The following is a 19658-nucleotide window of genomic DNA, read 5'->3' as shown; positions in this document are numbered from 1 at the left end:
AGGCCTTACCGTGGCCCTAGAAGGCGCGTACAACTTCGACGACGTCGGTAATACGACTGTCGTCGACTACTCCGGCAATGGCCGGGATCTGACCCTGGTTGGCACGGATGGTGCCCAGGTGGCCGCAGGCCACACCGGGGGAGCCTTCGGGAAAACCGGGGCGATTATGCCCGCGTTCCCGACGACCCTCCTGACAGCTACTCAGACTGACGATCGATGCGTCATGTTCTGGGCGTTGAACAACACCACGACGTGGTGGGTTCGCTGGCAGGACGACGGAATCAACTCCGGCGCCTGGGGCGTCCTCCTGGTTAGCGGCTCGATGGCCGTGCAAGCCCGGGACGGTGCTAACTCCCTTGCTACCCGGCCGACCGCTTCTCCGCCCGGGGCGACGTGGCATCACTACGCCGCCACGTACACCCGCTCTACGGGGCAGATCAAGATTTACCGCGACGGTGTCTTGACCAATACCACCAGCTTCGCGGCGGGCACGGCGCTCTCTACTGCCGCCGACCGCATCGATATCGGCGAATGGTCCTCGACCGGACCAACAATCGATGATTTGCGTTTCTACAGCCACGTTCCGACTGATTCGGAAATCGTGGACCTCATGAACACCCCGGTTGGCGCTCAGTCGTCCGGGGTGAAGATTTACAACGGCACCGCCTGGGTCGACTCGGGGATGCCCCACATCTACTCGGGCTCTGCCTGGGTTTCCGCGGCTAATGCCCGCGTTCTCTGATTCCGCGTTCTCGTAGTTCGCGGCTGTCTCCCTCGAAGGGATTACGAACCATGTCCGAAAACACCCAGGAAACCCCTAAGACGGATGAGAACGAAGCTCTCCGTGAAGAGGGTATCAGGGCTCTCAAAGCTGAACGTGAAGCCAACAAGGTCCTCCGCGAAGAGATGAAGGCTCTCAAGGACTGGAAGGAAGCCCAGGAGGCAGCCGGAAAGTCGGAGACCCAGAAACTCGCCGACGAACTCGCTGCCCTGAAGGCGTCCAACGCCAAGGCATCCGCGGACGCACTCCGCCTCCGGGTGGCCATGCAAAAGGGTCTGACGGAGAAGCAGGCGGCTCGCCTCGTCGGCGACGACGAAGAGGCGCTTTTGGCTGACGCTGACGACCTTCTGTCGTCTTTCAAGCCGGCTGAAGAGCCCGAAGAGGGCCAGGACAACGGTTCGGATCTCGAGACACGTCCCAAAGAAAAGCTCAAGGGTGGCGCCCGTCCTCTGGAAGAGGGCGTGGAGTTGGACCCCGCAAAGCTCGCCGCCGAAATCGCGGCCATCTCCCAGTAAAGCTCCGCTCCGAATTGCGGCGGCGGATCGCCGAAAGGTAATCACTAATGGCTTACACGCCGAAAATCACGCCCCTTAAGGCGGAACAGGTCGCCGCTGCTGCGATTGGTCTGCTCCAGCGGGACATCATCCTGCCGAGCCTGGTCACCCGTAAGGCGGGTTCCGACTTCGCTGGCGCGAAGAACGACACGATCTCCTACCGTGTCCCGGCTCTCCCGGGCACCGCGCGGACGGCGAACCTCCGTCCCGACCCCAACGACGACGCGGGTCGTATTCGTACCCTGGACGCCCTGGCGGAGACCAAGGTTGACGTCACGCTGACCAAGGACATCTACAAGGGCACCGTGATTGAGGACGAGGTCCTCAACCTGGACATCGCCAACTTCGGCGCCCAGGTCCTCAACCCGCTGGTCCAGTCCGTCGCGTACGGCGTTGAGGACCTGGTGGCCGCGACCATCACCGGTGCGACCTACGCCGCGGGCCACTCGCTGACCTACGCCGTCACCGACGACCCGTACGACGTCCTCATCGACGCCCGTACCGTCCTCAATGACCGCAAGGTTCCGCAGGAGGGCCGTGTGGTCGTCTGTGGTTCCGGCGCTGAGAACTGGATTCTCAAGAGCGACCACCTGAACCAGTTCGAGCAGAGCGGCAGCGCTGACGCGCTCCGCAACGCCCAGATCGGCCGCCTCGCGGGCAACACCGTCATCACCTCGCTGGCTCTGCCGGCGAACGACATCTACGTCTTCCACAAGACGGCGTTCATCCTGTCGCTGATGGCTCCGTCCGTCCCCCGCGGTGCGACCTTCGGTACGTCGACCTCGTACGCCGGGCTGGCCATGCGGTACATCCACGACTACGACGCTCTGTACGTCCGTGACCGCGCGATCGTCGACACCTACGCCGGCGCCAACGTCATCACCGATGAGCTGACCGAGACGCCGGGTACCAAGGGTCTCGTCCGCGCCGTGAAGATCACCCGCACCGTCACCCCGTAATAGGAGTTCTGCCCCATGATGCTTGCGAGCGTTGAAGAGCTAGCGGATCTCCTGGGGCAGACCCTCACCGAGGGAACCCCGGATTACAAGCGGGCTAAGGCGAACCTGTTTGCTGCTAGCGCGCTGGTAACCCGGGAAACCCGTCGGTGGACCCCGGGGGATGCCCTCCCCGATGTTGTCGTAACGGTGACCCTCGCTGCTGCGGAACGGAAGTTCCGCAACCCCGGCGGGTTGTCTCAGAGGAACACCGGTCCGTTTGGTGAAGGCCTGAGCACACAAGCACAGTCCGGCATCTACCTCACGGAGGACGAACTTCGGGTACTCGCCGACTACGCGGAAGCTCCAGCCAACGGGCTTACCTCGGTACCGACGATGCGGGCCCATGAGCGGCAGCGCTGCGAGTGGGAAAACCGTGTGATGATCACGGATTCCCTAGGAGAGCCCGTGCCGTACTTCCCCGATTGCGATCCGGGCCAGCCCGTCCTCATCAACTTCTGGGACGGACAGCGTGATTGACGTAACGGTGATCACGGAGACGGCCCGGGACCGCCACGGCGACCCGGTGACGACGGCGACGGAAGTCCTTCAGGCCATCGGGTTTGCCCCCGGCTCTGGGTCGTCCGGGCGGGCGTCGTCTACGACGACCGAGACCGTCAACAGCGCTCAAGTCCGGGTGACAGGAACTCTCTACTTCCCTCCGGGCACCCGCCGCTTCCCCGCGTCGACAGTGTTCGAGTTCAAGGAGCACCCGGCAGCCCTCCCCACGAAGTGGGGCATTGACGGCGACCTAGCCGAATGGGTTTCCCCTTGGGGCAGCTGGGACGCCGGGTCCGAGGTTCGCGTTAGGAGGCAGACCGGATGAGATACCGACAGGGCGACATGAGGGACTTCCTTCAGGGCCGCGATATGCGTCGGGTTTGCACCCTCGCGGCAGCCCGGAAGATGGCGATTGCCCGCTACTACGTCGGCAAGGTCTCCGGGGAAACGGCGGCCTCGGGTCGCCTGGTTCAAGGCAGAGCAGCCGACGATCGTCGCGTCAAGGTGACTATTGAGTTCTCCGCCGCGGCCGTTGCTGAGCAGTTCGGCAACGACCAGCGGCCGGCGTCCCGCTTTCTCACTAGGGCGTTGATGGCTGAATGACCGCCGACTTTCCCGACGTCGAGGACGCCTTGTGCGAACTCCTCGAAAGCATTGCGCCTACGACGACTGACCTCGGGCCGTTTTTGGACCCCGAGGACCCGGCGGGCGGTCCTCCGCCCCCGCGCATCGTCATCAATCGGGTCGGCGGCGGCGCCGATCGACAAGGGCTGTTCGACCTCGCCCGCGTGGAAATCTCCGCATTCGGAGCCAGCCGGGCGGCCTCGAAGGATCTCAATAAAGCGATCCGACAGAAAATGTGCGACTCGGCCGAAGGCGTTTCCACCACGGCCGGTCTTCTCGACTCAATCGACGAAGACGGGTCGCCAACTCCGATTCCCTACGGGTTGGAGTACCTGAACATTCGTCGACAGGTGAGCAACTGGGTCGTTCAGACCCGTTCTCTCTGATTCCCGGAAAGGTCAGTTATGGCTGACGTTACTTTTGAAGCTGCGGCGGACCGCGATAACGGTCACATCCGCAAGGCGCTTAAGGGCTTGGTTGCCCTCGCACCCTATGAAACCTCCGCTATTGTGACGACCCTGGTCGGTACCGTCTCGGGCCAGATCAACATGCCCACGGGGCACTCTTCGGTCGGCTGGCTGTCGTCCGACGGTGCCACTGAGTCGGGCGAGGTTTCGACCACGGACATCACCGGGTGGGGCTCCGCTGCTCCGCTGCGGACCGACGTCACCGAGCAGACCGCGACCCTTCAGGTTTCCATGCTGGAGAACAAGCGGCTGGCCCGCGAGGTCTACGACTCGATCGACCTGAGCGCTGTCACCGTGTCTACCTCTGGTGAGGCGAAGTACGACATCCAGGCGCAGCCTGACGTGAAGTACTGGCGAGCCCTGGTCATCTCCGTGGATGGCACTGGTTCGACCCGTCGTTACTGGGCGACCGCATACCACAAGGTCAGCGTTACCGGCCGGGAAGACTTCGTCAACGCCAACGGGGATGACCCGGCGGCTCGCGGCGTCACTCTTACCGCGGTCCCGGACGACGTCACCGGCACGCTGGCGACGAAGTTCGAGTTCGGTCCGGGCTTCCTGGCCAAGGCCGTCGACGAGGGCTGGACCCTCGCCGTCTGATGACTAGCGGCCCGGAGACCTCCTGCCCTCCGGGCCGCTTTCCCTTTGGCAGGAGAACCACGAAAGGCATCACCTATGGCTGACTTCCGGCTGTATCGGGGCGAAGAGGTCTACGTCACCGGCGACCCGGCGGAGGCGTCCAAGCTTCGGCATGCGGGCTGGTCTACCGCGCCCCCGAAGCCCGCTCCCAAGGCCATCGAGCCCAAGCCGACTGAGCCCAAGACCAACCAGAAGTAATCATCCGCTAACCAGGCAGGAGACCTGTAATGGCTGTTTTCAAGAACGAGCGCTTCCTTGACCACCGTACCGTCGAGCCTTTCCAGCTGGACATCAGCAAGGAAGGCGAGCCGGAGAAGCTGGTTACCTTCGCTGACCCGAACCGCCTCCCGATTGAGAAGGCCTTCGAGCTTCAGACGAACGCGGAGGACAACCCGACGCTGTTCTTCGAAGTCCTCTTGGGTGATGACTTCGGCGCGTTCTGGGACGTCTGGCGGGCGTTCCCGGCTGACTCGGTGTCCAACCTGGTCAAGGCCGTGACCGACCACTTTCGCCGTTGACGGGTCTCTAGGGTTTCTCTACGACGTCCTCAAACGGTGGGGCGATGCGGTTGAGCGTGACCTACTCACGTCGACCCACCTCACCTTCGAGGACTTCGGCCCCTCGGGTCGCCTTTCCTGGGCGACCCTGTACAACCTGGTGACCGGATTTCAACATCGGTCAACATCGCATCTCGCGGAAGCTATGGCCACCGACGTCGAGCTGTATGAATCAATGCTCGATGAGGACGGCAAGCCGCCTCGATCGAAAGCCCAGGCTCCGCCACTGACTGAGGTCGGCATGGCGGAAACATTGCTGATGGCCATCCACGAGCAACTTCAGGCCATCGCGCATTACACGTCTCAGAACACGGGGAAGCCGAAGGTTAGCCCGTTCCCACGGCCTGAGACGGCCGCGGCGAAGTATCGCCGCGAGCAGGAAAAGCTAGCCGAACAGGACCTTCTCAGGTTGGTCGGCGAAGATTAGCGGGTGTGGCCAGTCCAGCGCTGGCCATCCCACCACGCCATCCGGCCGTCTTGGGTCGGATACCACCCCGCGGGGTAGAAGACGGGCGCCGGCTCCGTGACCATGTACGTCTCCCCCGTGCTGCTTGAGCTGGCGAGGGCTAACGCGATCCACACGGGGAGCCACAGGCCACACGTAAAGATCGTTAGCAGTAAATGCAGCACATGGTTGACCTTGCCTGGCGTTGCCGTCGTGCTGACCGTTCTCATCCCATTTCTCCTTTAGTCGTGCTGTCGCTACGTGTCAAGTTACCGTAATTGCCGCCGGCTCGCAAACCACCCTTGGAGGTGAGAGTTGGCCACATACAGCGCCGGAACAGCAACTGTTGATGTTGTTCCAAGCCTCAAGGGTTTTCACCAGAAGATCAAACGAGAACTGGCGACGATCAACCCGGAAGTTGACGTTACCGCTAATATCCGCCAGGCCCAGCGGCAGATCACCCAGCTCACCCGGACGTCCCCGACGATCGATGTCGACGTCAGGGTCAAGAAGGCCGAAGCAGGAATCGCCGCCGCCCTTCGGGAAATCAAAGCGGCTGAGGCAGCCCTTACCTCTACTCGGACCCAGTCTGAAGACGCCGCCGCCCGCGTTGCCATCGCAGAGAAGAAGCTGGCGGAAACCCGCTCTAGCGCGGGGGCCAAGAGCAGCCAGATTGCCACCAGCGAACTTCAGCTGGTCCAGGCACGCCGCGCAGCGGCGGCAGCGGTCCGGGATATCGACGTTGCCGAACGTCGGCTCATCACAGCCCGAGGCGACAAGAACCGCCGGGACTTCGACCTGTTCGACGCCAAAGGCGCCGCGCGGGCCGCTCACAGCTTGCTCCAGGTTGGCCAGTCCGCCGGCGAAGCCGGACAGACGGTCAGCCGAATGGGGCTCCAGGCCGTCTCCTCGCTGACCGGGATCGCCGGGACGGCGACATCCGCGGGTGGAGCCGTGGGTGCGCTAGTCGTCGCGGGTCTGGGCATCGGAGGCATCGTCTCTCTGGGCAGTACGGCGGCTGCCTCTCTCATCGGTTTGGGGCAGGCTGCCATTACGGCGGCCGGGGCTCTCCTGCTCATCCCCGCTGGACTCGCGGTCGGCGGGGCAGCCCTGGGTACCCTCACCATCGGCACCATGGGCGTCACGGATGCCCTTGAGGCGGCTACGCAGGCTCAGGGTGAGTCCGCCAAGTCGGCAGCCTCCAACGCCAAGCAGCAGAGGGCCGCCGCGGAGTCCATCCGGTCGGCCGAGGTCAGCTTGTCGCGGGCCGTAGAGGATGCCGCCCAGTCGCGGGAAGACGCCGCCTCTCGGGTGGCTCAAGCCGTCCAGCAACGTGAGCGCGTCGTCCGCGAGGCAGCCCGGTCAGAGGTCCAGGCCGAACGCGCCGTCATCGACGCCGAGAAGGACCGCAACCGGGCCCTAGATGCGCTGACGGAGTCGATCCAGGATGCCGAGAAGACCCAGCGCGATCTCAACATTCAGGTTCGCGGGGGCGCCCTCGACGCCAAAGAGGCCGCGCTAGACCTCGTCGACGCCGAGAACCAACTGAAGAACGCCCGGGAGTCCGGGGCTGACGGGGCCGCTCTAGAGCGCCTGGTCCTCGCCTACGACCGCGCGAAGCTTCGGGTGGAGCAGACGGCGAACAGCAACGCCGACCTTGCCGTCCAGCAGAAGGCGTACGCCACCGAAGGTGTCAAGGCCAACGAGGCTGTCAAGTCGGCTACCGAGGCCGTCCAACGGGCGGAACGCCAGCTGGCAGACGCCCGGGAGGCCCAGGACCGCCAGCGACTCCAGAGCCAGGAACAGTTGACCGACGCCACCCGTGCGGTCACCGACGCTCAGAAGGCCTCCGACCAGGCGGCCAAGCAGGCTCAGCGATCGATTGTCGACGCTCAGAACGCCTTGGCGTCGGCTCAGCGTAGCGCGGCCGACTCTATGAACCAGGCCTCTTCGGCTCAAAGCAAGCTCAAAGAGGCTATGGCCGCGCTCTCTCCGGAGGCCCGCCAGTTCGTCGAGGAAATCCTACGCCTCAAGCCCGCATTTGACGACCTCAAGAAGTCCGTTCAAGACGCGTTGTTCAACGGTCTGGCGGAAAAACTTGGGGAACTCTCCGATGTCTATATGCCGATCCTTGAGGATCGGCTGACGGACATCGCAGGCGCGGCCAACGGTGCGGCTAAAGAGATCGTCGACCTGCTGACCGACCCGGGTAATGCGGGTGCGGTCAACCACATCTTGGAGCAGACGGCCGTTATCGTCGAGAAACTCGGCGACGTCATGAAGCCTCTGATTGAAGCCTTCATCGACCTCGCTGAAGTCGGCGTGGACGTCCTTGCCGAAGAACTGGTTCCCGCCGCTGAAGACGGGGCTAACGCATTTGCCGACTGGATCGGCGACATGAAGGCATCGGGACAGCTCAAGGATTGGATGTCCGGCGCCGTCGACCTTCTGAAGGACGTCGTGGGGTTCGCCGTCAAGGCGGGCGCTGCTCTTTACAACGTCATCACCTCGTTGAACAAGGGCGTTGCCGAGTCTGGCTTCTATGACCAGATCGGCCAGATGTTCAACGACTTCGTGGCCTTCGCGGCATCGGAAGAGGGCAAGCAGTTCTTCGAGAACCTTGGCCGAACTATTGGCGACATCGCTACGTGGGTCGCCGAGATCCTAGAGTTCATCGGCGAAGTCGCCAAAGTCTGGAGTGATCTCGACGAAGGCACCCGCCGGGTGACCGATGGCGCGGCAGGGTTGTTCGAGGTCTTGTTCCGCATCTTCCTTGCTGTGCAGACCTTCGGTATCTCCGAAGCTCTCCGAGCCCTCTTTACCATCGACTGGGCGGGAATCTGGCAGAAGTTCTGGGATGGGTCGAAGGCTCTTCTTCAGAAGATCATAGATGCCCTGATTCCCCAGCCCGTTCGCGATGCCATTGGCGCCCTGTTCTCCATCGACTGGGGTGCTATCGCCAACACCTTCTTTACGAAGGCGGGCGAAGTCCTCCAGAAGATCATCGACGTTATCGTCCCGTCGCCGATCAAGGAGTTCCTGCAATCCCTGTTCGAACTCGACTGGGGCCGGATCATCGGCGCCTTCCTCCGAGGGCTGTCGGATCTGGGTCAGAAGATCAAGCAGAAGATTGAAGAACTGCCCGTCCTCGGGTCTCTCTTCAAGCTGGTTACCGACGGCTCCGGTTGGGGCGAAAGCCTCGGGGATGTCTTCGGGCAATCCCGCGGGGGCAACTTCGACCCGTTCGGATTCGCAACGGGTGGCCTCGTCCTCGGGCCGGGCACCGGGACGTCAGACGACATCCCAGCGTGGCTGAGCAACGGCGAATATGTCATGACGGCCGAAGCCACACGGAAGTACTTCCCGTTGCTGGAAGCCATGCGGGCCAACAAGTTCGCCCAAGGCGGCTTGGTCGGCAGCACGTCGGGAACGTCGGCATCTCCACTGGCTATCTCCGGCACGGCAGACACTGCCGGGCTGGTCGCCATCGAAGAGACGGCTACGGCCGCCGTGGCAGCCCTCCAGGCTCTCGCGGACTTCATTGCCGGCGTCATGGTGCCGTCGTTCGCCGCTCTCGCGGCGGCGAATCTGCTGTCCACCAACGGCATGGTGAACAACGCCAACGTGCTGGCGGCCAGGAACGCCCTGCTGGCCCAGGAGCTGACGGCCCACTGGCAGAACATCGCCTACGCGGTTAACGCCAGTGTGATGGCTCAGGGGGCCGCCTTCGGCAACCTGAACTCCGGCATGGGCAGCGTTCGAGCCGCCATGCAGTTCACGGCCGACTGGGCTGTCTCCCAGTGGAACAGGATTCGGGCCGCGGCAGCGGACCCGATCCGCTGGGTTCTCCAGGTTCCGATGAACGGCGGCCTGATTGCCGCCTGGAACAAGCTCAACGGCGACTTTGCCTTGGGCAAGGAAGTCAGCCCAATCCCCATTGGGTTCGCCACGGGTGGCTATGTCTCTGGACCCGGTACGGGTACCTCGGACAGCATCGCCGCCCGGCTGTCTAACGGTGAGTTCGTCGTCCCGGCGAGGGTCACCAAGAAGGCCCGGCCGTTCCTTGAAGCCCTTAGGGCTGGCGCTCCGGAAGCCCTTCAGGCCGCTGGCGTCTCCGTCCCCGGGTTCGCCAAGGGTGGCCTCGTGGACATCCACGGGCAGCGGGCGGGCGAGGCCATCGCGGCTGCCGTCCAGTTCGCCCGGTCGGAATCCGGCAAGCCCTACATCTGGGGCGGTGTCGGCCCCGCTGGCTACGACTGCTCCGGCTACATGTCGGCGATTACCAACGTGCTCCGTGGGGAAAACCCGCACAAGCGCCTTGGTGTCGCTCGATCGCAACCGTGGCCCGGGTTCTCTTCCGGCCTCGGCGGGGCCTTCTCTACGGGTTACTCCACGGGACACACAGCGGGCACGCTCGCCGGCGTCAACGTGGAATCCGGAGGGTCGCCGTCCCGAGTGAAGTACGGAGCAGGTGCCGTCGGTGCCGACTCTGCGCAGTTCAGCGGGCATGCCTTCCTGCCGCTCGTCGGAGGACAGTTTGTCTCCGGCGGAGCCAGCGGCGGCGGATTCGATCCGTCAGCCCTTGTCGGCGAAGCCTTCAAGTCAGCTCTGTCTGACGCTGAGTCCACCGCGGGCCGGTGGCCGGGCAACCGTGCCGCCGACTTCGCTGGTGCTATCGCTGCCCAGGCCGTCAAGGCCGTCCAGACGAAAGCCGTTGAAGAGCTCTCCAAGACCCTGGCACCTACGGGTGCCGGAGTCGAACAATGGCGAGGGCTCGTGCTCCAGGCGCTGGCTCGTGTTGGGCAGGCGGCCGACCTTGTGGACACCGTCCTCCGACGGATGAACCAGGAATCAGGCGGTAACCCCCGGGCGATCAATGACTGGGACTCCAACGCCGCCATGGGAACGCCGTCTAAGGGCCTCATGCAGGTTATCGACCCGACGTTCCAGGCCAACCGCGATCCGTCGTTGCCTAATGACGTATGGGACCCGATGGCCAACGTCGTGGCGTCAATGAGGTACGCCCTCAAGCGATACGGCAGCCTGCCGGCCGGTTACAACCGGGCGGGCGGGTATTCCCTGGGCGGCATCGTTCCGGGTGTCGGCAGCAGAGATACCGAGCCCGCGTTCCTGACGCCTGGCGAACGGGTTCTCCCTGTCAGCGTTACGCGGACGTTCGACCGCTTCGTCAGCAACCTGGCGACGGCAGACCGCCTTGCGGCTAACGCCGCGGCGCCCTCGGGCAGTCGTGACGTCAGCATCACCAACAACATCCACCCCGCTCCAGGGATGGATGAGCGGGCGATTGCTGCTGACTCGTCTCGCCGGACGGCGTTCGCTATCCGTAACGCCTAACCAGACCCGGGGTCGCTTCGGCGGCCCCGGGGTTCCCGGAATGGAATCCCGATGCCTATTAACCGTCCTCCTGTGTGGGCCATCGACGGTCTGCGTCTCAACGACGGAGCCGACGAAAACGGCGTCACGTGGATTGCGACGTCGGACAGCAAACCGTTGTCAGCGTCCTCGCCGACGACGTCGTTTACCCCGAAGTACCAACGACACGGGTCGTACATGCTCCCGGGTTACGTCGAGCGCGGTTCGGTTGAATTGACCATCCGGGCTTACGCTCGACGGGATGACTGGGTCGCCCTAGAGAGAGCCCGTCTCAAGGTGCTGGCCTTGTGCCAGGACGTCACCCGTCTTTATCCCTTGGTTTATTACTCGGCCGTCGGTCCACTGGTCCAGCACGTCACTCGCGAGGGCGACATCCTGATCGAACACGTGACGGCACAGCATCCGGCCTTTGAGGCGTCCGTGCAGTTCGCTGCCCCTGATCCCCGGCGGTACGCCCTGGAAACCCAGGTGCTGACCACGGGCGTCCCCCAGAACTCCCTGACTGGGCTGGACTTCGGCACGGGGTCAGGGCTCGACTTCGGCACCGCGGGCGGTCTGACCTTCGGCCCAGCCTCGTCCTCCGGGTCGATCCTCCTCGACAACACCGGAGGCACCGCCCCGTCGTCCCCCGTGCTGACACTGGCTGGCCCACTGACCACACCGATTCTCGCGGTAGCGGGTGGCAGCATCAAATACAACGGGACGCTCACCACAGGGCAATCCGTGGTTATTACCCCCGAAGACCCGAGCGCTCTAATGGGCACGGTCTCACAAAGCTATCTGGTCAACCCGGCGAACTGGGACGCCTTCATTGTCCCGCCCGGTGAATCGCTGACCATCGGACTTTCTCACAGCGGCCCCTCGACAGATCCGGGAACGGTGACAGCCGAGTTTGCGCCCGCCTTTTGGTAGGAGATACACATGGCGTCCATTGGGACCACCGTTAATTCTGCGTTCGACCCGTGGGCCGTGGAAGACAAAATCAACGAGGCGGATGCCCGGTACGCGCTGGCAGGGTACGCCCTTCCCAAACCCGGGTCAGTGATGAGCTACCGGTCCGGCGTTTTCGCAGGTGGGGCTATCTCCGGGACGACTCTGGGGGACGCCAACCACGGCGGTCTTCGGGTTACCGTATCCACGACGGGCACCAGCCCGTCGGTGAACGTCAACGTGGGTAACTGCCTTGTTGATACCCCGTCCAACGGCCCGTATCTCTGTGGCCTCGACGCGGTCAAGAACGTTGCCCTGGCGACCCCGAGTACGACCCAACGGAGAATTGACCTCATCGTTGCCCGGGTCTACGACGACCGAAACTCCGCTATCGCTTCGACTGCGGGTGACCGTCGGTTCACCATTCAGGCCGTCACCGGGGATAACACCTCGGGCACACCCGTCGTCCCTACGGCGGTCCTGCCCGCCAACGGGTGGATTCCGCTTGCTACCGTGCTGATCGAGGCCAACGGGTCGACCTTGACTCTTACCGACCTGCGCGGTCCGGGCCTTGTGGCCCGCGGCGGACGACGCATTCTCTACGGCAACGACGCCAAGATTACGTCAGATGCCTTCTTGGAGGCAGGTGCCTACGCGGGTGATCAGCGCTATGTAGTCGGCCACCCGTTCCCCAACCAGACGTACTACGTCAGCTCCGACGCGGGTACGGCCGGATGGCGCGGGGACGGCGGGAAGATTGTCTTCACGGCCAACGCCCCTAACGTTGGAATGCGTACCCAGATCGGCGGCGGTACCGTCGTCCAGGTGCAGTCCCTGACTGTTCCCGCGTATGGCATCCCCGTTGTTATTACCCCCCGGGCCCGCATTCGGCCCATTACCGACCCGGACATGGTTGTCCAGTTCGAGGCCCGCATCGGGTCAGATATCAGCAATCACCAGTCGATCAACACATGGGGGCAGTCGGGCGCCCTGAATAACCCGGTAACGGCTCCTGATTTCACCCTTGGGCCGTTCACAACGGCTCAGACGGTCAGCTCCTGGATTAACCTCCTGGGCGGCTCTCCGACGGCCAAGGTCCAATGGGACACCGCGGCCACCGGGTTCACCGTGCTTCAGGCCGTCGTTGAGCCGGCGAACATCGACCCCATCAAGGTGTGGGTCTGATGTGGCGCTGCCTCATCTTCGAGGCCACCACCGGACAGGTCGTCAATGAGCTAAGGCTCATCGGCGACCCCAGCTGGAGTACGGAAATCGGCGCTAAGGGTGATTGGGGCGTCGATCTCTACCTGGGCCCCGGGGGGCATCTTTCCGACACCGTGATGCCCTATGTCACCTCGGGTCGCTATGCCTGGGCCGTCGTCTACGGGACGACGGCTATTCAGGCGGGGATGCCGACGGGTGCCCGGTACGAACAGCAGACCCGGATGCTAAACGTTTCCGGGGCGGGTATAGGGGCCATCTTCGAGAACCGGATTGTTCGCATGAGGAATGCGACACCGCTCACGATCACGTCGTCGGCGAATAACCTGTCGTACACGGGGCTGACCAATCGCAGAATCATGCGGGAGATCGTCACTAACAGCCTCCTGGACTCCAACAGCGGCGGAGGCCTTCCCTTCGATGTCTCCGACGGGGAGACGGAAACCGGATCGGTTTCCGCTGCCTACCCGGCGTGGGACTTCACCACGGTATGGAAAGCCCTCGTAGACCTCTCCGAGAAGAGCGGCGGCTCAGAGTTCATCTTTCGGCCGTTTCTGACGTCGCTTGGCGGCGTACCCTACGTCGCGTGGAAACTGGCCTTAGGTAACCCGCGGTTGGGTAACACCAACTTGGACGCGGCCTGGGAACTCGGAGCCGCCTTCGGCAACATCGACGTCGATATCAACTGCGCTATCCCCACCCCGCACTACGTGTGGGCCAAGGGGTCCGGAGAGGGTGGGGCGTCGGTTGTCGGCGTAGCGGGCAACTCAGCCGCTTTACAGACGGCCAAGGTCCCGTATGCCGACTACGTCAACACCGAGCACACGGAGATTGGCGTTAAGGCGACCCTCGACGGCTACGCCGCCGTCGACCTCGCTAAGTACTCGACGCCCATGGCAACCTGGACTGCCACCGTTCGTATTGACGGCAAGAACACCCGGGGTGTTCAAATCTCGCCCACGCTCGGATCATGGGTTGAAGGCGACACCCCGCTATTCCGAGTAACGGGCCACCCGGTTATCGCTGACGGGGCTTATCGTCGTCGCATCGTCGGCATGTCCAACGGCAGCGAACCGGGCACCGTGGCTTTGAAAATCCAGCCGACACCTGTGTAGGAGAACATATGGCCGACATCAGGACGGCGAGATCTACGGAGCACGCCCTGAAGCAACTGGCCGACCGCCTAGCGCGGGCTGAACGTACTGCGCGGCCGTCTTCTCTATTGCGCTATACAGGGGCACCCCTGGCCCCCTTTACGGCGGCTAACACGCTAAACGCCAGTACGGCGTACACGGTGTCCTCGGTGAGCATCGACGACCCGGGGTACCCCTACACCCTTGAAGTCGCCGCCGGATTCCTGATCCAGAGCATGGCAGGGTCCAACCCCGGGGTATCCCACTACGTTTGCGTACGGGTGGACACGACGACCCCGGTTGGCCCGGCGGCAACGCCGGATACCGCCACCCTTGGAGCACAGTTCGTGGGGGCGATAGGCACATTTGCTACCCCCCAGTTTCGCCGTAGAGGGCATACCGTTTACACAGGCGCCCATACGGTGCATTTGCTTCTCCAAATGGGCGGTGCGGGCAGCGCAGCCACCCCCGGGTCTTATGCCACCCGAAACGATTACTACTTCGATGTACTGGTGCACCCTGCCACCTCCTGACCTTTGGAGTCACCCTTGACAGCATTGGGCGATCACGCCATCGCGGAACTCGACTTCGAGGGGATTGTAGACCCGGAGCGAGCCCGCTTGATTACCATTGTGGGCACATTCGCTGAATACGCCGGCGCGGACATCCCCGCTGCCCTTGAGAAGGTCCAGAAACTCCTACAGTTTCAGCCACTAAGCCCGCTCACCAACAACCCCGCCGAATGGCTCCTTAGGGAATCGGTGGTCAGCGGACAGCGGGTATGGCAGAGCACCCGATGGCCGGATGCATGGACGTACGACCCCGCCTTCGCCACCTACTTCCTGCTGTCCGGCCACAACGGGGGCAACGGCGGCCCGTTCAACACGGAGCAGGTCGTGTAGCCATGACGTCCCCAGACCCCTTTCAGTACGTCCGAGAGGAACTTGCCGCTGTGCGTGAATCTGTTCACGATGACCTTGCGGCGACCCGGGCTGACATGACCGCCCTTGCCAGCGAGGTACGCAGCTACATGGCCCGTCAGGAACCGCGTATCGCGGTTCTGGAGCACCGAGTGACGGCCGCTGAGAACTCCAAGAAAGACAACAAAGCGACGTGGGTGGCGCTCGCGCTCGCCGCGCTCGCCTGGGTACCAAACCTTATCCAGCTCATCGGCAAATAAGGACAGAAATGTATTTGACCAACCTCGCGGACGTCGCTCGTTCAGCGGGACTACGGGTGGTCGAACAGCCTGGGTGGAAAACCCGCGGCCACGGCGGCATGTCCGGCGTTAAGGCCGTCGTTTGCCACCACACCGCCGGGCCTGCTACGGGCAACGCTCCGTCCCTAGGGGTTGTCCAGAACGGCCGTACGGGTCTTCCTGGCCCCTTGGCGCATATCGTATTGGGTCGGGATGGAACCGTCTTCATCGTTGCCGCCGGCCTGAGTTACCACGCGGGGGCCGTTCGCGACAATGCGTGGTCCAACAATTGGTCGATCGGCATCGAGGCGGAGGCCACCGGCGTCACTACGTGGCCGGAGGTCCAGGTGGCTGCATACGCCCGTCTCTGTCGGGCGCTGGCCCAGGCTTTCCGTCTACCGACGTCAGCTGTCCTCGGACACAAAGAGGTCTGCTCTCCCGTCGGTCGAAAGATCGACCCCAATTTCGACATGGGCGCATTCCGCAATCGGGTAGCAGGGGCTACCCCCATCGAAGAGGATGACATGTACTCGTTTTCTGACCTGTTCTACGGCAACCCGGTCCAGGAGTTCGGTAACTTCAGCCAGCTTCTGGCGGAATTGAAGGACAAGGCTCGCGCTGCGTCCGCTGACGCTGCCGCCGCCAAGGCGGAGCTTGGCAGTGTCAAGAGCGCCCTTGCGGCCCTGACCGCCAAGGTTGACAACATCTCCGTCGGCGGTGTCGACGTGGCCGCCCTCGCCAAGGCCATCAACGACGACGCGGCCCGCCGGATGGCCGAGTGATGACCTTCGTCCGTAAGTACGCTAAAGCCCTCCTCGCGGCGGCCTTCGGGCTGTCGCCCGCGGCCGTCGTCGGCCTCCTTGCCGCCTTCGGTGTTCACCTCGACGTCAACACCGTGGCCGCCGTCCTGGGCGGCCTGAGCCCGCTCCTGGCGTCCCTCGGTGTCGCCGTGGGCCCCGCCAACAAGCAGTAAACACAGAAGCCCCCTACCTAGCCATCGCGGCCGGGTAGGGGGCTTTTCGTCGTTTCAGGGGTTAAGGCTTGCCGGACGGTTTGCCCCAGGTGGGCCGCCCAGCCTACCCTCCGTGTTACGACTGCCTTGGGAAATGTTGTCGTCCGTCGGTGCTCACCGGCGGAAACCCGCTGACGGAGGTTCGTCCATGACTCGCGTGGTCATCGCGCCCGACAAGTTCAAGGGAAGCTTGACCGCGGTCGAGGCCGCGGAGGCGATCGCCCACGGCGTCCGCGACGCGCTGCCCGGAGCCGAGGTCTCCTCCTGTCCGGTCGCCGACGGCGGCGAAGGAACGCTCGACGTCCTCGTCGCGGCAGGTGGCCGTCTCGTGGAACTCCCGGTCCGCGGCCCGCTCGACGACACCGTCGACGCGCGCTACGTGATGCTCGACGGAACCGCCTACATCGAATCGGCCCGCGCGTGCGGCATCGAATTCGTGGAGCCGAGCCCGGAAGTGGCGCTGGCCGCGCACACCTGGGGTGTCGGCGAACTCCTCGCGCACGCGCTCGACAACGGCGCGCGACGCCTGGTGCTGACCGTCGGCGGAACGGCGAGCACCGACGGCGGCGCCGGGATGCTGGCGGCGCTGGGTGCCGGGGTCTTCGACGCGTTCGGCGCGCCGGTCGGGCTCGGCGGCGGCACGCTGGGCCGTGTCGCCCTGGCCGAACTCGGCCCGGTGCGCGAACGGCTCGGCTCCGTCGAGGTCGCCGTCGCCACCGACGTGACGAACCCGTTGCTCGGGCCCCGTGGCGCGGCCGCGATCTTCGGCCCGCAGAAAGGCGCGGGCCCGCGCGAGGTCGAGCGACTGGACGAGTCCCTGTCCCGCTGGGCGCAGGCGTTGCGGAACGCCGGGACCCCCGATGTCTCCGATCTTCCCGGGGCGGGCGCGGGCGGCGGGGTCGCCGCCGGCGCGATCGCGGGACTCGGCGCGAGCGTCGAATCCGGCTTCCAGCTCATCGCCGGGCTCACCGGGGTCGCCGACGCCATCGAACGCGCCGACCTCGTCATCACCGGCGAGGGCTCGCTGGACGAGCAGAGCCTCGACGGCAAGGCCCCGGCGGGCATCGCGGCCCGCGCGCAGGAGCACGCGGTGCCGCTGATGGTGCTGGCCGGACGGATCCAGCTGGACCAGAGCCAGCTCGCCGGCCTCGGGGTCGTGGGCAGCGCCGCCCTGATCGACCACGCGCCTTCGCTCGACCACGCGCGTGCGCACGCGGCGGAACTCCTGCGCGAGCGGGCCGGCGAGCTGGTCCGCGCCTGGGCCCGGACTTAAGACCCGCCGGGCTCAGCTGCCAGGCTGGGGCTGAGCCTGCGGGAGTACGGCGAAGGCGACTTCGCCGGTTTCGTCCTGCTGGACGTCGAGCACCTTGTCGTCGAGCAACGCGGCGGCTTCCGGCTCCAAGAACACCTTCGGACCGCCGTCGGCGCCGAGTACCTTGTCGCCGCTTTCCGGTTCGGGGGCGACGGAAACCGCGAGCTGGGGACTGTCCCCCTGCTGGGAATGCATCGCGAACCGCAGTCCGCCCCCGTCCTGGCCGTTCTCCTGGCCGGTCAGTGCGGTGATCGCCTCGGCGGCGGCTTCGGTGACTGTCAGCATCTCTGCCCTTCCTTCGTCGCGGTCTTGCACTTGACCGACCACGCTAGGGGCTGTCGGCACAGCCCGCCGTGTGAGTGAAGATCACTTCTCGCCGACGTCCGGCTCCTCCTCGGCCAGCCGCATGGCGTGCGACTCCCCTTCGTGGATCTCCGCGGGCGTTGTCCCGAAGCGGTCTGCCCCGCTCCAGTGCTCGGGCGGTTCGACGCCTTCTTCGAGCGGGTCGACGCGGAGTTCGTCCTCGTCGAGTGCCTCGCTGGGATCCAACGTCTCCGGCTCCGCGGTCTCCCGGTCGCTCATCGGCCGCTCCCTCCTGGTCGGACGTTGGCCGGGACGTGCTGTACTCGACCCGGTCCCTGTGGCTTACCCGGCGTCTCCGCAGGCCAAACGGCGGCGCTGTCGCGGGGATCACAGTTTCTCAGGTGGTTCACTACCTTCACGAGTTTGTGAAACAAGGAGTAGCGTCGTCGGTATGACCACCACCAGGTGGGCGCCAGGGCACCGGATCATCCGGCGCGCGCCGGAGCGGCATCACGAACTCGGCAACCATGCCGCTTGGTACGTCGTCGCCGGCGTCGCCGCCACCGGCCTGCAGGCGGTGGTGTTCCTTGTCCTGCAGCCGATCCTCGGCCCCCAGTTCGCCAATCTGGTCGCGCTCGCGGTCACGACCGTCGGGAACACCGAATTCCACCGCAGGGTCACCTTCGCCACCCGGAAGAGCAACGCGGGCAAACGGCATTTCCAGGATCTGGTGACCTTCGCCTTCTACGCCGCGTACGGCTCGATCGTGCTCGCGTCGCTCGACGCGGTGATCACCGAGCCGACCGCGCTGGAACAGACAGGCGCCCTGCTCGCGGCCAGCGTCGTGGGCGGCATCGCGCGCTTCGCGGTCCTTCGCTGGTGGGTCTTCGCGCGCCGGAACGCCTAGTCTCCTTCAAGTGGCAGAGATCAACGGCCCGCACGACGGCGGCTCCGAACCCGATTACCGATTCACGCTCGCCAACGAACGGACCTTCCTCGCCTGGCTCCGGACGGCCCTCGGCCTGCTGGCCGGCGGCGTCGCCGTCCATCAGCTGGTTCCCGACCCGAGCGCGTTGAGCACCGTCCTGGCGGGATTGTGCGTCCTGCTGGCCGCCGTCGTCGCGGCGAGCGCGTATCCACGCTGGCGGCAGGTGCAGAGCGCGATGCGCGCGGGACGGCCGCTGCCGAAGAGCGGGATGCTGATCCTGCTGACCGCCGGGATCCTCGCGATCACCCTGACGGCGGCGGCGCTCGTGGTCTTTTCGTGAGCCCGCGCGATCACGGAGCGCAAGCGGAGCGGACCGGGCTGGCGTGGCGCCGGACCGCGCTCGCGGCTACTGCCTGCACACTCCTGCTCTTGCACACCGCGGCCCGGCGGGGCTGGGGGACGGCGGTCGTCCCGGTCGCGTTCGCGGGCGCCATGGTGATCACCTTGGTCGCCACCGGCGCGATCCGTGAACGAGCACTCCGCCGCCCGGGAACCCCGAAACCTCTTAACAGAGTCGTTGCTGTCACGGCATCGGCACTCGTCGTAGCGACAGCGGTCGCGCTGATCGCGGTGCGCTAAGTGGCGCACACGTCCAGCTACCTCG

General features: G+C 64.8%; 25 protein-coding genes. 23 read left to right on the top strand and 2 right to left on the bottom strand.

Going from position 1 to position 19658, the window contains the following annotated elements:
* Positions 1-10 precede the first annotated feature (10 nt).
* The 20 genes from AC069I_RS11365 (at position 11) to AC069I_RS11270 (ending at position 17724) form a co-directional block, all read left to right on the top strand.
* Positions 11-742, top strand: a complete 732-nt coding sequence (locus AC069I_RS11365; RefSeq protein WP_478265342.1) for a LamG-like jellyroll fold domain-containing protein — start codon at positions 11-13, stop codon at positions 740-742.
* Between the two features lie 50 nt (positions 743-792).
* A complete protein-coding gene (locus tag AC069I_RS11360) occupies positions 793-1296 on the top strand; it encodes a hypothetical protein (protein WP_478265341.1) in 504 nt (167 codons plus the stop codon).
* Positions 1297-1343: 47 nt separating this feature from the next.
* The gene (locus tag AC069I_RS11355) at positions 1344-2294 is read left to right on the top strand and encodes a major capsid protein (protein WP_478265340.1); all 951 of its coding nucleotides are present in this window, start codon (positions 1344-1346) and stop codon (positions 2292-2294) included.
* A 15-nt stretch (positions 2295-2309) separates the two neighbouring features.
* The gene (locus AC069I_RS11350) at positions 2310-2810 is read left to right on the top strand and encodes a hypothetical protein (protein WP_478265339.1); all 501 of its coding nucleotides are present in this window, start codon (positions 2310-2312) and stop codon (positions 2808-2810) included.
* Positions 2803-3156, top strand: a complete 354-nt coding sequence (locus AC069I_RS11345) for a hypothetical protein (protein WP_478265338.1) — start codon at positions 2803-2805, stop codon at positions 3154-3156. Before AC069I_RS11350 ends, AC069I_RS11345 begins: the two co-directional genes overlap by 8 nt.
* Positions 3153-3434: a hypothetical protein gene (locus AC069I_RS11340; protein ID WP_478265337.1), complete on the top strand. Its 282-nt coding sequence runs from the start codon at positions 3153-3155 to the stop codon at positions 3432-3434. The genes AC069I_RS11345 and AC069I_RS11340 overlap by 4 nt, the downstream gene beginning before the upstream one ends.
* Positions 3431-3841, top strand: coding sequence for a phage tail termination protein (locus AC069I_RS11335; RefSeq protein WP_478265336.1), 411 nt, complete (start codon positions 3431-3433; stop codon positions 3839-3841). The genes AC069I_RS11340 and AC069I_RS11335 overlap by 4 nt, the downstream gene beginning before the upstream one ends.
* A gap of 18 nt (positions 3842-3859) precedes the next feature.
* Positions 3860-4522 carry a hypothetical protein gene (locus tag AC069I_RS11330; RefSeq protein WP_478265335.1) on the top strand — a complete coding sequence of 221 codons (663 nt, stop codon included), beginning with the start codon at positions 3860-3862 and terminating at the stop codon, positions 4520-4522.
* Between the two features lie 75 nt (positions 4523-4597).
* Entirely contained in the window at positions 4598-4759 is a 162-nt protein-coding gene (locus AC069I_RS11325; protein ID WP_478265334.1) for a hypothetical protein, read from the top strand.
* A gap of 29 nt (positions 4760-4788) precedes the next feature.
* On the top strand, positions 4789-5079 hold the full coding sequence (locus tag AC069I_RS11320; protein WP_478265333.1) for a hypothetical protein: 291 nt from the start codon (positions 4789-4791) through the stop codon (positions 5077-5079).
* Positions 5080-5263: 184 nt separating this feature from the next.
* On the top strand, positions 5264-5545 hold the full coding sequence (locus AC069I_RS11315; RefSeq protein WP_478265332.1) for a hypothetical protein: 282 nt from the start codon (positions 5264-5266) through the stop codon (positions 5543-5545).
* 333 nt (positions 5546-5878) lie between these two features.
* Positions 5879-10918 (top strand): transglycosylase SLT domain-containing protein, encoded by a 5040-nt coding sequence (locus tag AC069I_RS11310; protein WP_478265331.1) that lies wholly within the window; start codon positions 5879-5881, stop codon positions 10916-10918.
* A 72-nt stretch (positions 10919-10990) separates the two neighbouring features.
* A complete protein-coding gene (locus tag AC069I_RS11305) occupies positions 10991-11869 on the top strand; it encodes a phage tail family protein (RefSeq protein ID WP_478265330.1) in 879 nt (292 codons plus the stop codon).
* Positions 11870-11878: 9 nt separating this feature from the next.
* Positions 11879-13072, top strand: coding sequence for a hypothetical protein (locus AC069I_RS11300; protein ID WP_478265329.1), 1194 nt, complete (start codon positions 11879-11881; stop codon positions 13070-13072).
* Positions 13072-14223, top strand: coding sequence for a hypothetical protein (locus AC069I_RS11295; RefSeq protein WP_478265328.1), 1152 nt, complete (start codon positions 13072-13074; stop codon positions 14221-14223). Before AC069I_RS11300 ends, AC069I_RS11295 begins: the two co-directional genes overlap by 1 nt.
* A 566-nt stretch (positions 14224-14789) precedes the next feature.
* The gene (locus tag AC069I_RS11290) at positions 14790-15143 is read left to right on the top strand and encodes a hypothetical protein (RefSeq protein ID WP_478265327.1); all 354 of its coding nucleotides are present in this window, start codon (positions 14790-14792) and stop codon (positions 15141-15143) included.
* 50 nt (positions 15144-15193) lie between these two features.
* The gene (locus tag AC069I_RS11285) at positions 15194-15421 is read left to right on the top strand and encodes a hypothetical protein (RefSeq protein WP_478265326.1); all 228 of its coding nucleotides are present in this window, start codon (positions 15194-15196) and stop codon (positions 15419-15421) included.
* Positions 15422-15429: 8 nt separating this feature from the next.
* Positions 15430-16221, top strand: coding sequence for a peptidoglycan recognition protein family protein (locus AC069I_RS11280; protein WP_478265325.1), 792 nt, complete (start codon positions 15430-15432; stop codon positions 16219-16221).
* A complete protein-coding gene (locus tag AC069I_RS11275; protein ID WP_478265324.1) occupies positions 16221-16412 on the top strand; it encodes a hypothetical protein in 192 nt (63 codons plus the stop codon). Before AC069I_RS11280 ends, AC069I_RS11275 begins: the two co-directional genes overlap by 1 nt.
* Positions 16413-16599: 187 nt before the next feature.
* Positions 16600-17724, top strand: coding sequence for a glycerate kinase (locus AC069I_RS11270; RefSeq protein ID WP_478265323.1), 1125 nt, complete (start codon positions 16600-16602; stop codon positions 17722-17724).
* Positions 17725-17736: 12 nt separating this feature from the next.
* Here AC069I_RS11270 and AC069I_RS11265 read toward each other — a convergent pair whose 3' ends face one another.
* Together AC069I_RS11265 and AC069I_RS11260 are read right to left on the bottom strand one after the other, a co-directional pair.
* Entirely contained in the window at positions 17737-18048 is a 312-nt protein-coding gene (locus AC069I_RS11265) for a hypothetical protein (RefSeq protein ID WP_005153325.1), read from the bottom strand.
* A gap of 81 nt (positions 18049-18129) precedes the next feature.
* Positions 18130-18345 carry a hypothetical protein gene (locus AC069I_RS11260; protein WP_125673288.1) on the bottom strand — a complete coding sequence of 72 codons (216 nt, stop codon included), beginning with the start codon at positions 18343-18345 and terminating at the stop codon, positions 18130-18132.
* 172 nt (positions 18346-18517) lie between these two features.
* Here AC069I_RS11260 and AC069I_RS11255 point away from each other — a divergent pair, with 172 nt between their 5' ends.
* From AC069I_RS11255 to AC069I_RS11245, 3 genes are read left to right on the top strand one after another with little or no spacing between them, the layout of a single operon-like run.
* Positions 18518-18973, top strand: coding sequence for a GtrA family protein (locus tag AC069I_RS11255; protein ID WP_478225686.1), 456 nt, complete (start codon positions 18518-18520; stop codon positions 18971-18973).
* 10 nt (positions 18974-18983) lie between these two features.
* Positions 18984-19334 (top strand): YidH family protein, encoded by a 351-nt coding sequence (locus AC069I_RS11250; protein WP_340687247.1) that lies wholly within the window; start codon positions 18984-18986, stop codon positions 19332-19334.
* Positions 19331-19633 carry a DUF202 domain-containing protein gene (locus tag AC069I_RS11245; RefSeq protein ID WP_340687246.1) on the top strand — a complete coding sequence of 101 codons (303 nt, stop codon included), beginning with the start codon at positions 19331-19333 and terminating at the stop codon, positions 19631-19633. The genes AC069I_RS11250 and AC069I_RS11245 overlap by 4 nt, the downstream gene beginning before the upstream one ends.
* Positions 19634-19658 lie beyond the last annotated feature (25 nt).

It is taken from the genome of Amycolatopsis sp. NPDC043885, from assembly GCF_056435685.1.
This window is presented reverse-complemented; position numbering and strand designations above follow the sequence as displayed.

Bases quoted from the DNA above. Each gene is read 5' to 3' on its own strand.
- AC069I_RS11355 (WP_478265340.1), top strand. From the start codon at position 1,344: ATGGCTTACACGCCGAAAATCACGCCCCTTAAGGCGGAACAGGTCGCC.
- AC069I_RS11260 (WP_125673288.1), bottom strand. From the start codon at position 18,345: ATGAGCGACCGGGAGACCGCGGAGCCGGAGACGTTGGATCCCAGCGAG.
- AC069I_RS11270 (WP_478265323.1), top strand. From the start codon at position 16,600: ATGACTCGCGTGGTCATCGCGCCCGACAAGTTCAAGGGAAGCTTGACC.
- AC069I_RS11280 (WP_478265325.1), top strand. From the start codon at position 15,430: ATGTATTTGACCAACCTCGCGGACGTCGCTCGTTCAGCGGGACTACGG.
- AC069I_RS11325 (WP_478265334.1), top strand. From the start codon at position 4,598: ATGGCTGACTTCCGGCTGTATCGGGGCGAAGAGGTCTACGTCACCGGC.
- AC069I_RS11275 (WP_478265324.1), top strand. From the start codon at position 16,221: ATGACCTTCGTCCGTAAGTACGCTAAAGCCCTCCTCGCGGCGGCCTTC.
- AC069I_RS11350 (WP_478265339.1), top strand. From the start codon at position 2,310: ATGATGCTTGCGAGCGTTGAAGAGCTAGCGGATCTCCTGGGGCAGACC.
- AC069I_RS11320 (WP_478265333.1), top strand. From the start codon at position 4,789: ATGGCTGTTTTCAAGAACGAGCGCTTCCTTGACCACCGTACCGTCGAG.
- AC069I_RS11255 (WP_478225686.1), top strand. From the start codon at position 18,518: ATGACCACCACCAGGTGGGCGCCAGGGCACCGGATCATCCGGCGCGCG.
- AC069I_RS11360 (WP_478265341.1), top strand. From the start codon at position 793: ATGTCCGAAAACACCCAGGAAACCCCTAAGACGGATGAGAACGAAGCT.
- AC069I_RS11265 (WP_005153325.1), bottom strand. From the start codon at position 18,048: ATGCTGACAGTCACCGAAGCCGCCGCCGAGGCGATCACCGCACTGACC.
- AC069I_RS11315 (WP_478265332.1), top strand. From the start codon at position 5,264: ATGGCCACCGACGTCGAGCTGTATGAATCAATGCTCGATGAGGACGGC.
- AC069I_RS11295 (WP_478265328.1), top strand. From the start codon at position 13,072: ATGTGGCGCTGCCTCATCTTCGAGGCCACCACCGGACAGGTCGTCAAT.
- AC069I_RS11335 (WP_478265336.1), top strand. From the start codon at position 3,431: ATGACCGCCGACTTTCCCGACGTCGAGGACGCCTTGTGCGAACTCCTC.
- AC069I_RS11330 (WP_478265335.1), top strand. From the start codon at position 3,860: ATGGCTGACGTTACTTTTGAAGCTGCGGCGGACCGCGATAACGGTCAC.
- AC069I_RS11340 (WP_478265337.1), top strand. From the start codon at position 3,153: ATGAGATACCGACAGGGCGACATGAGGGACTTCCTTCAGGGCCGCGAT.
- AC069I_RS11300 (WP_478265329.1), top strand. From the start codon at position 11,879: ATGGCGTCCATTGGGACCACCGTTAATTCTGCGTTCGACCCGTGGGCC.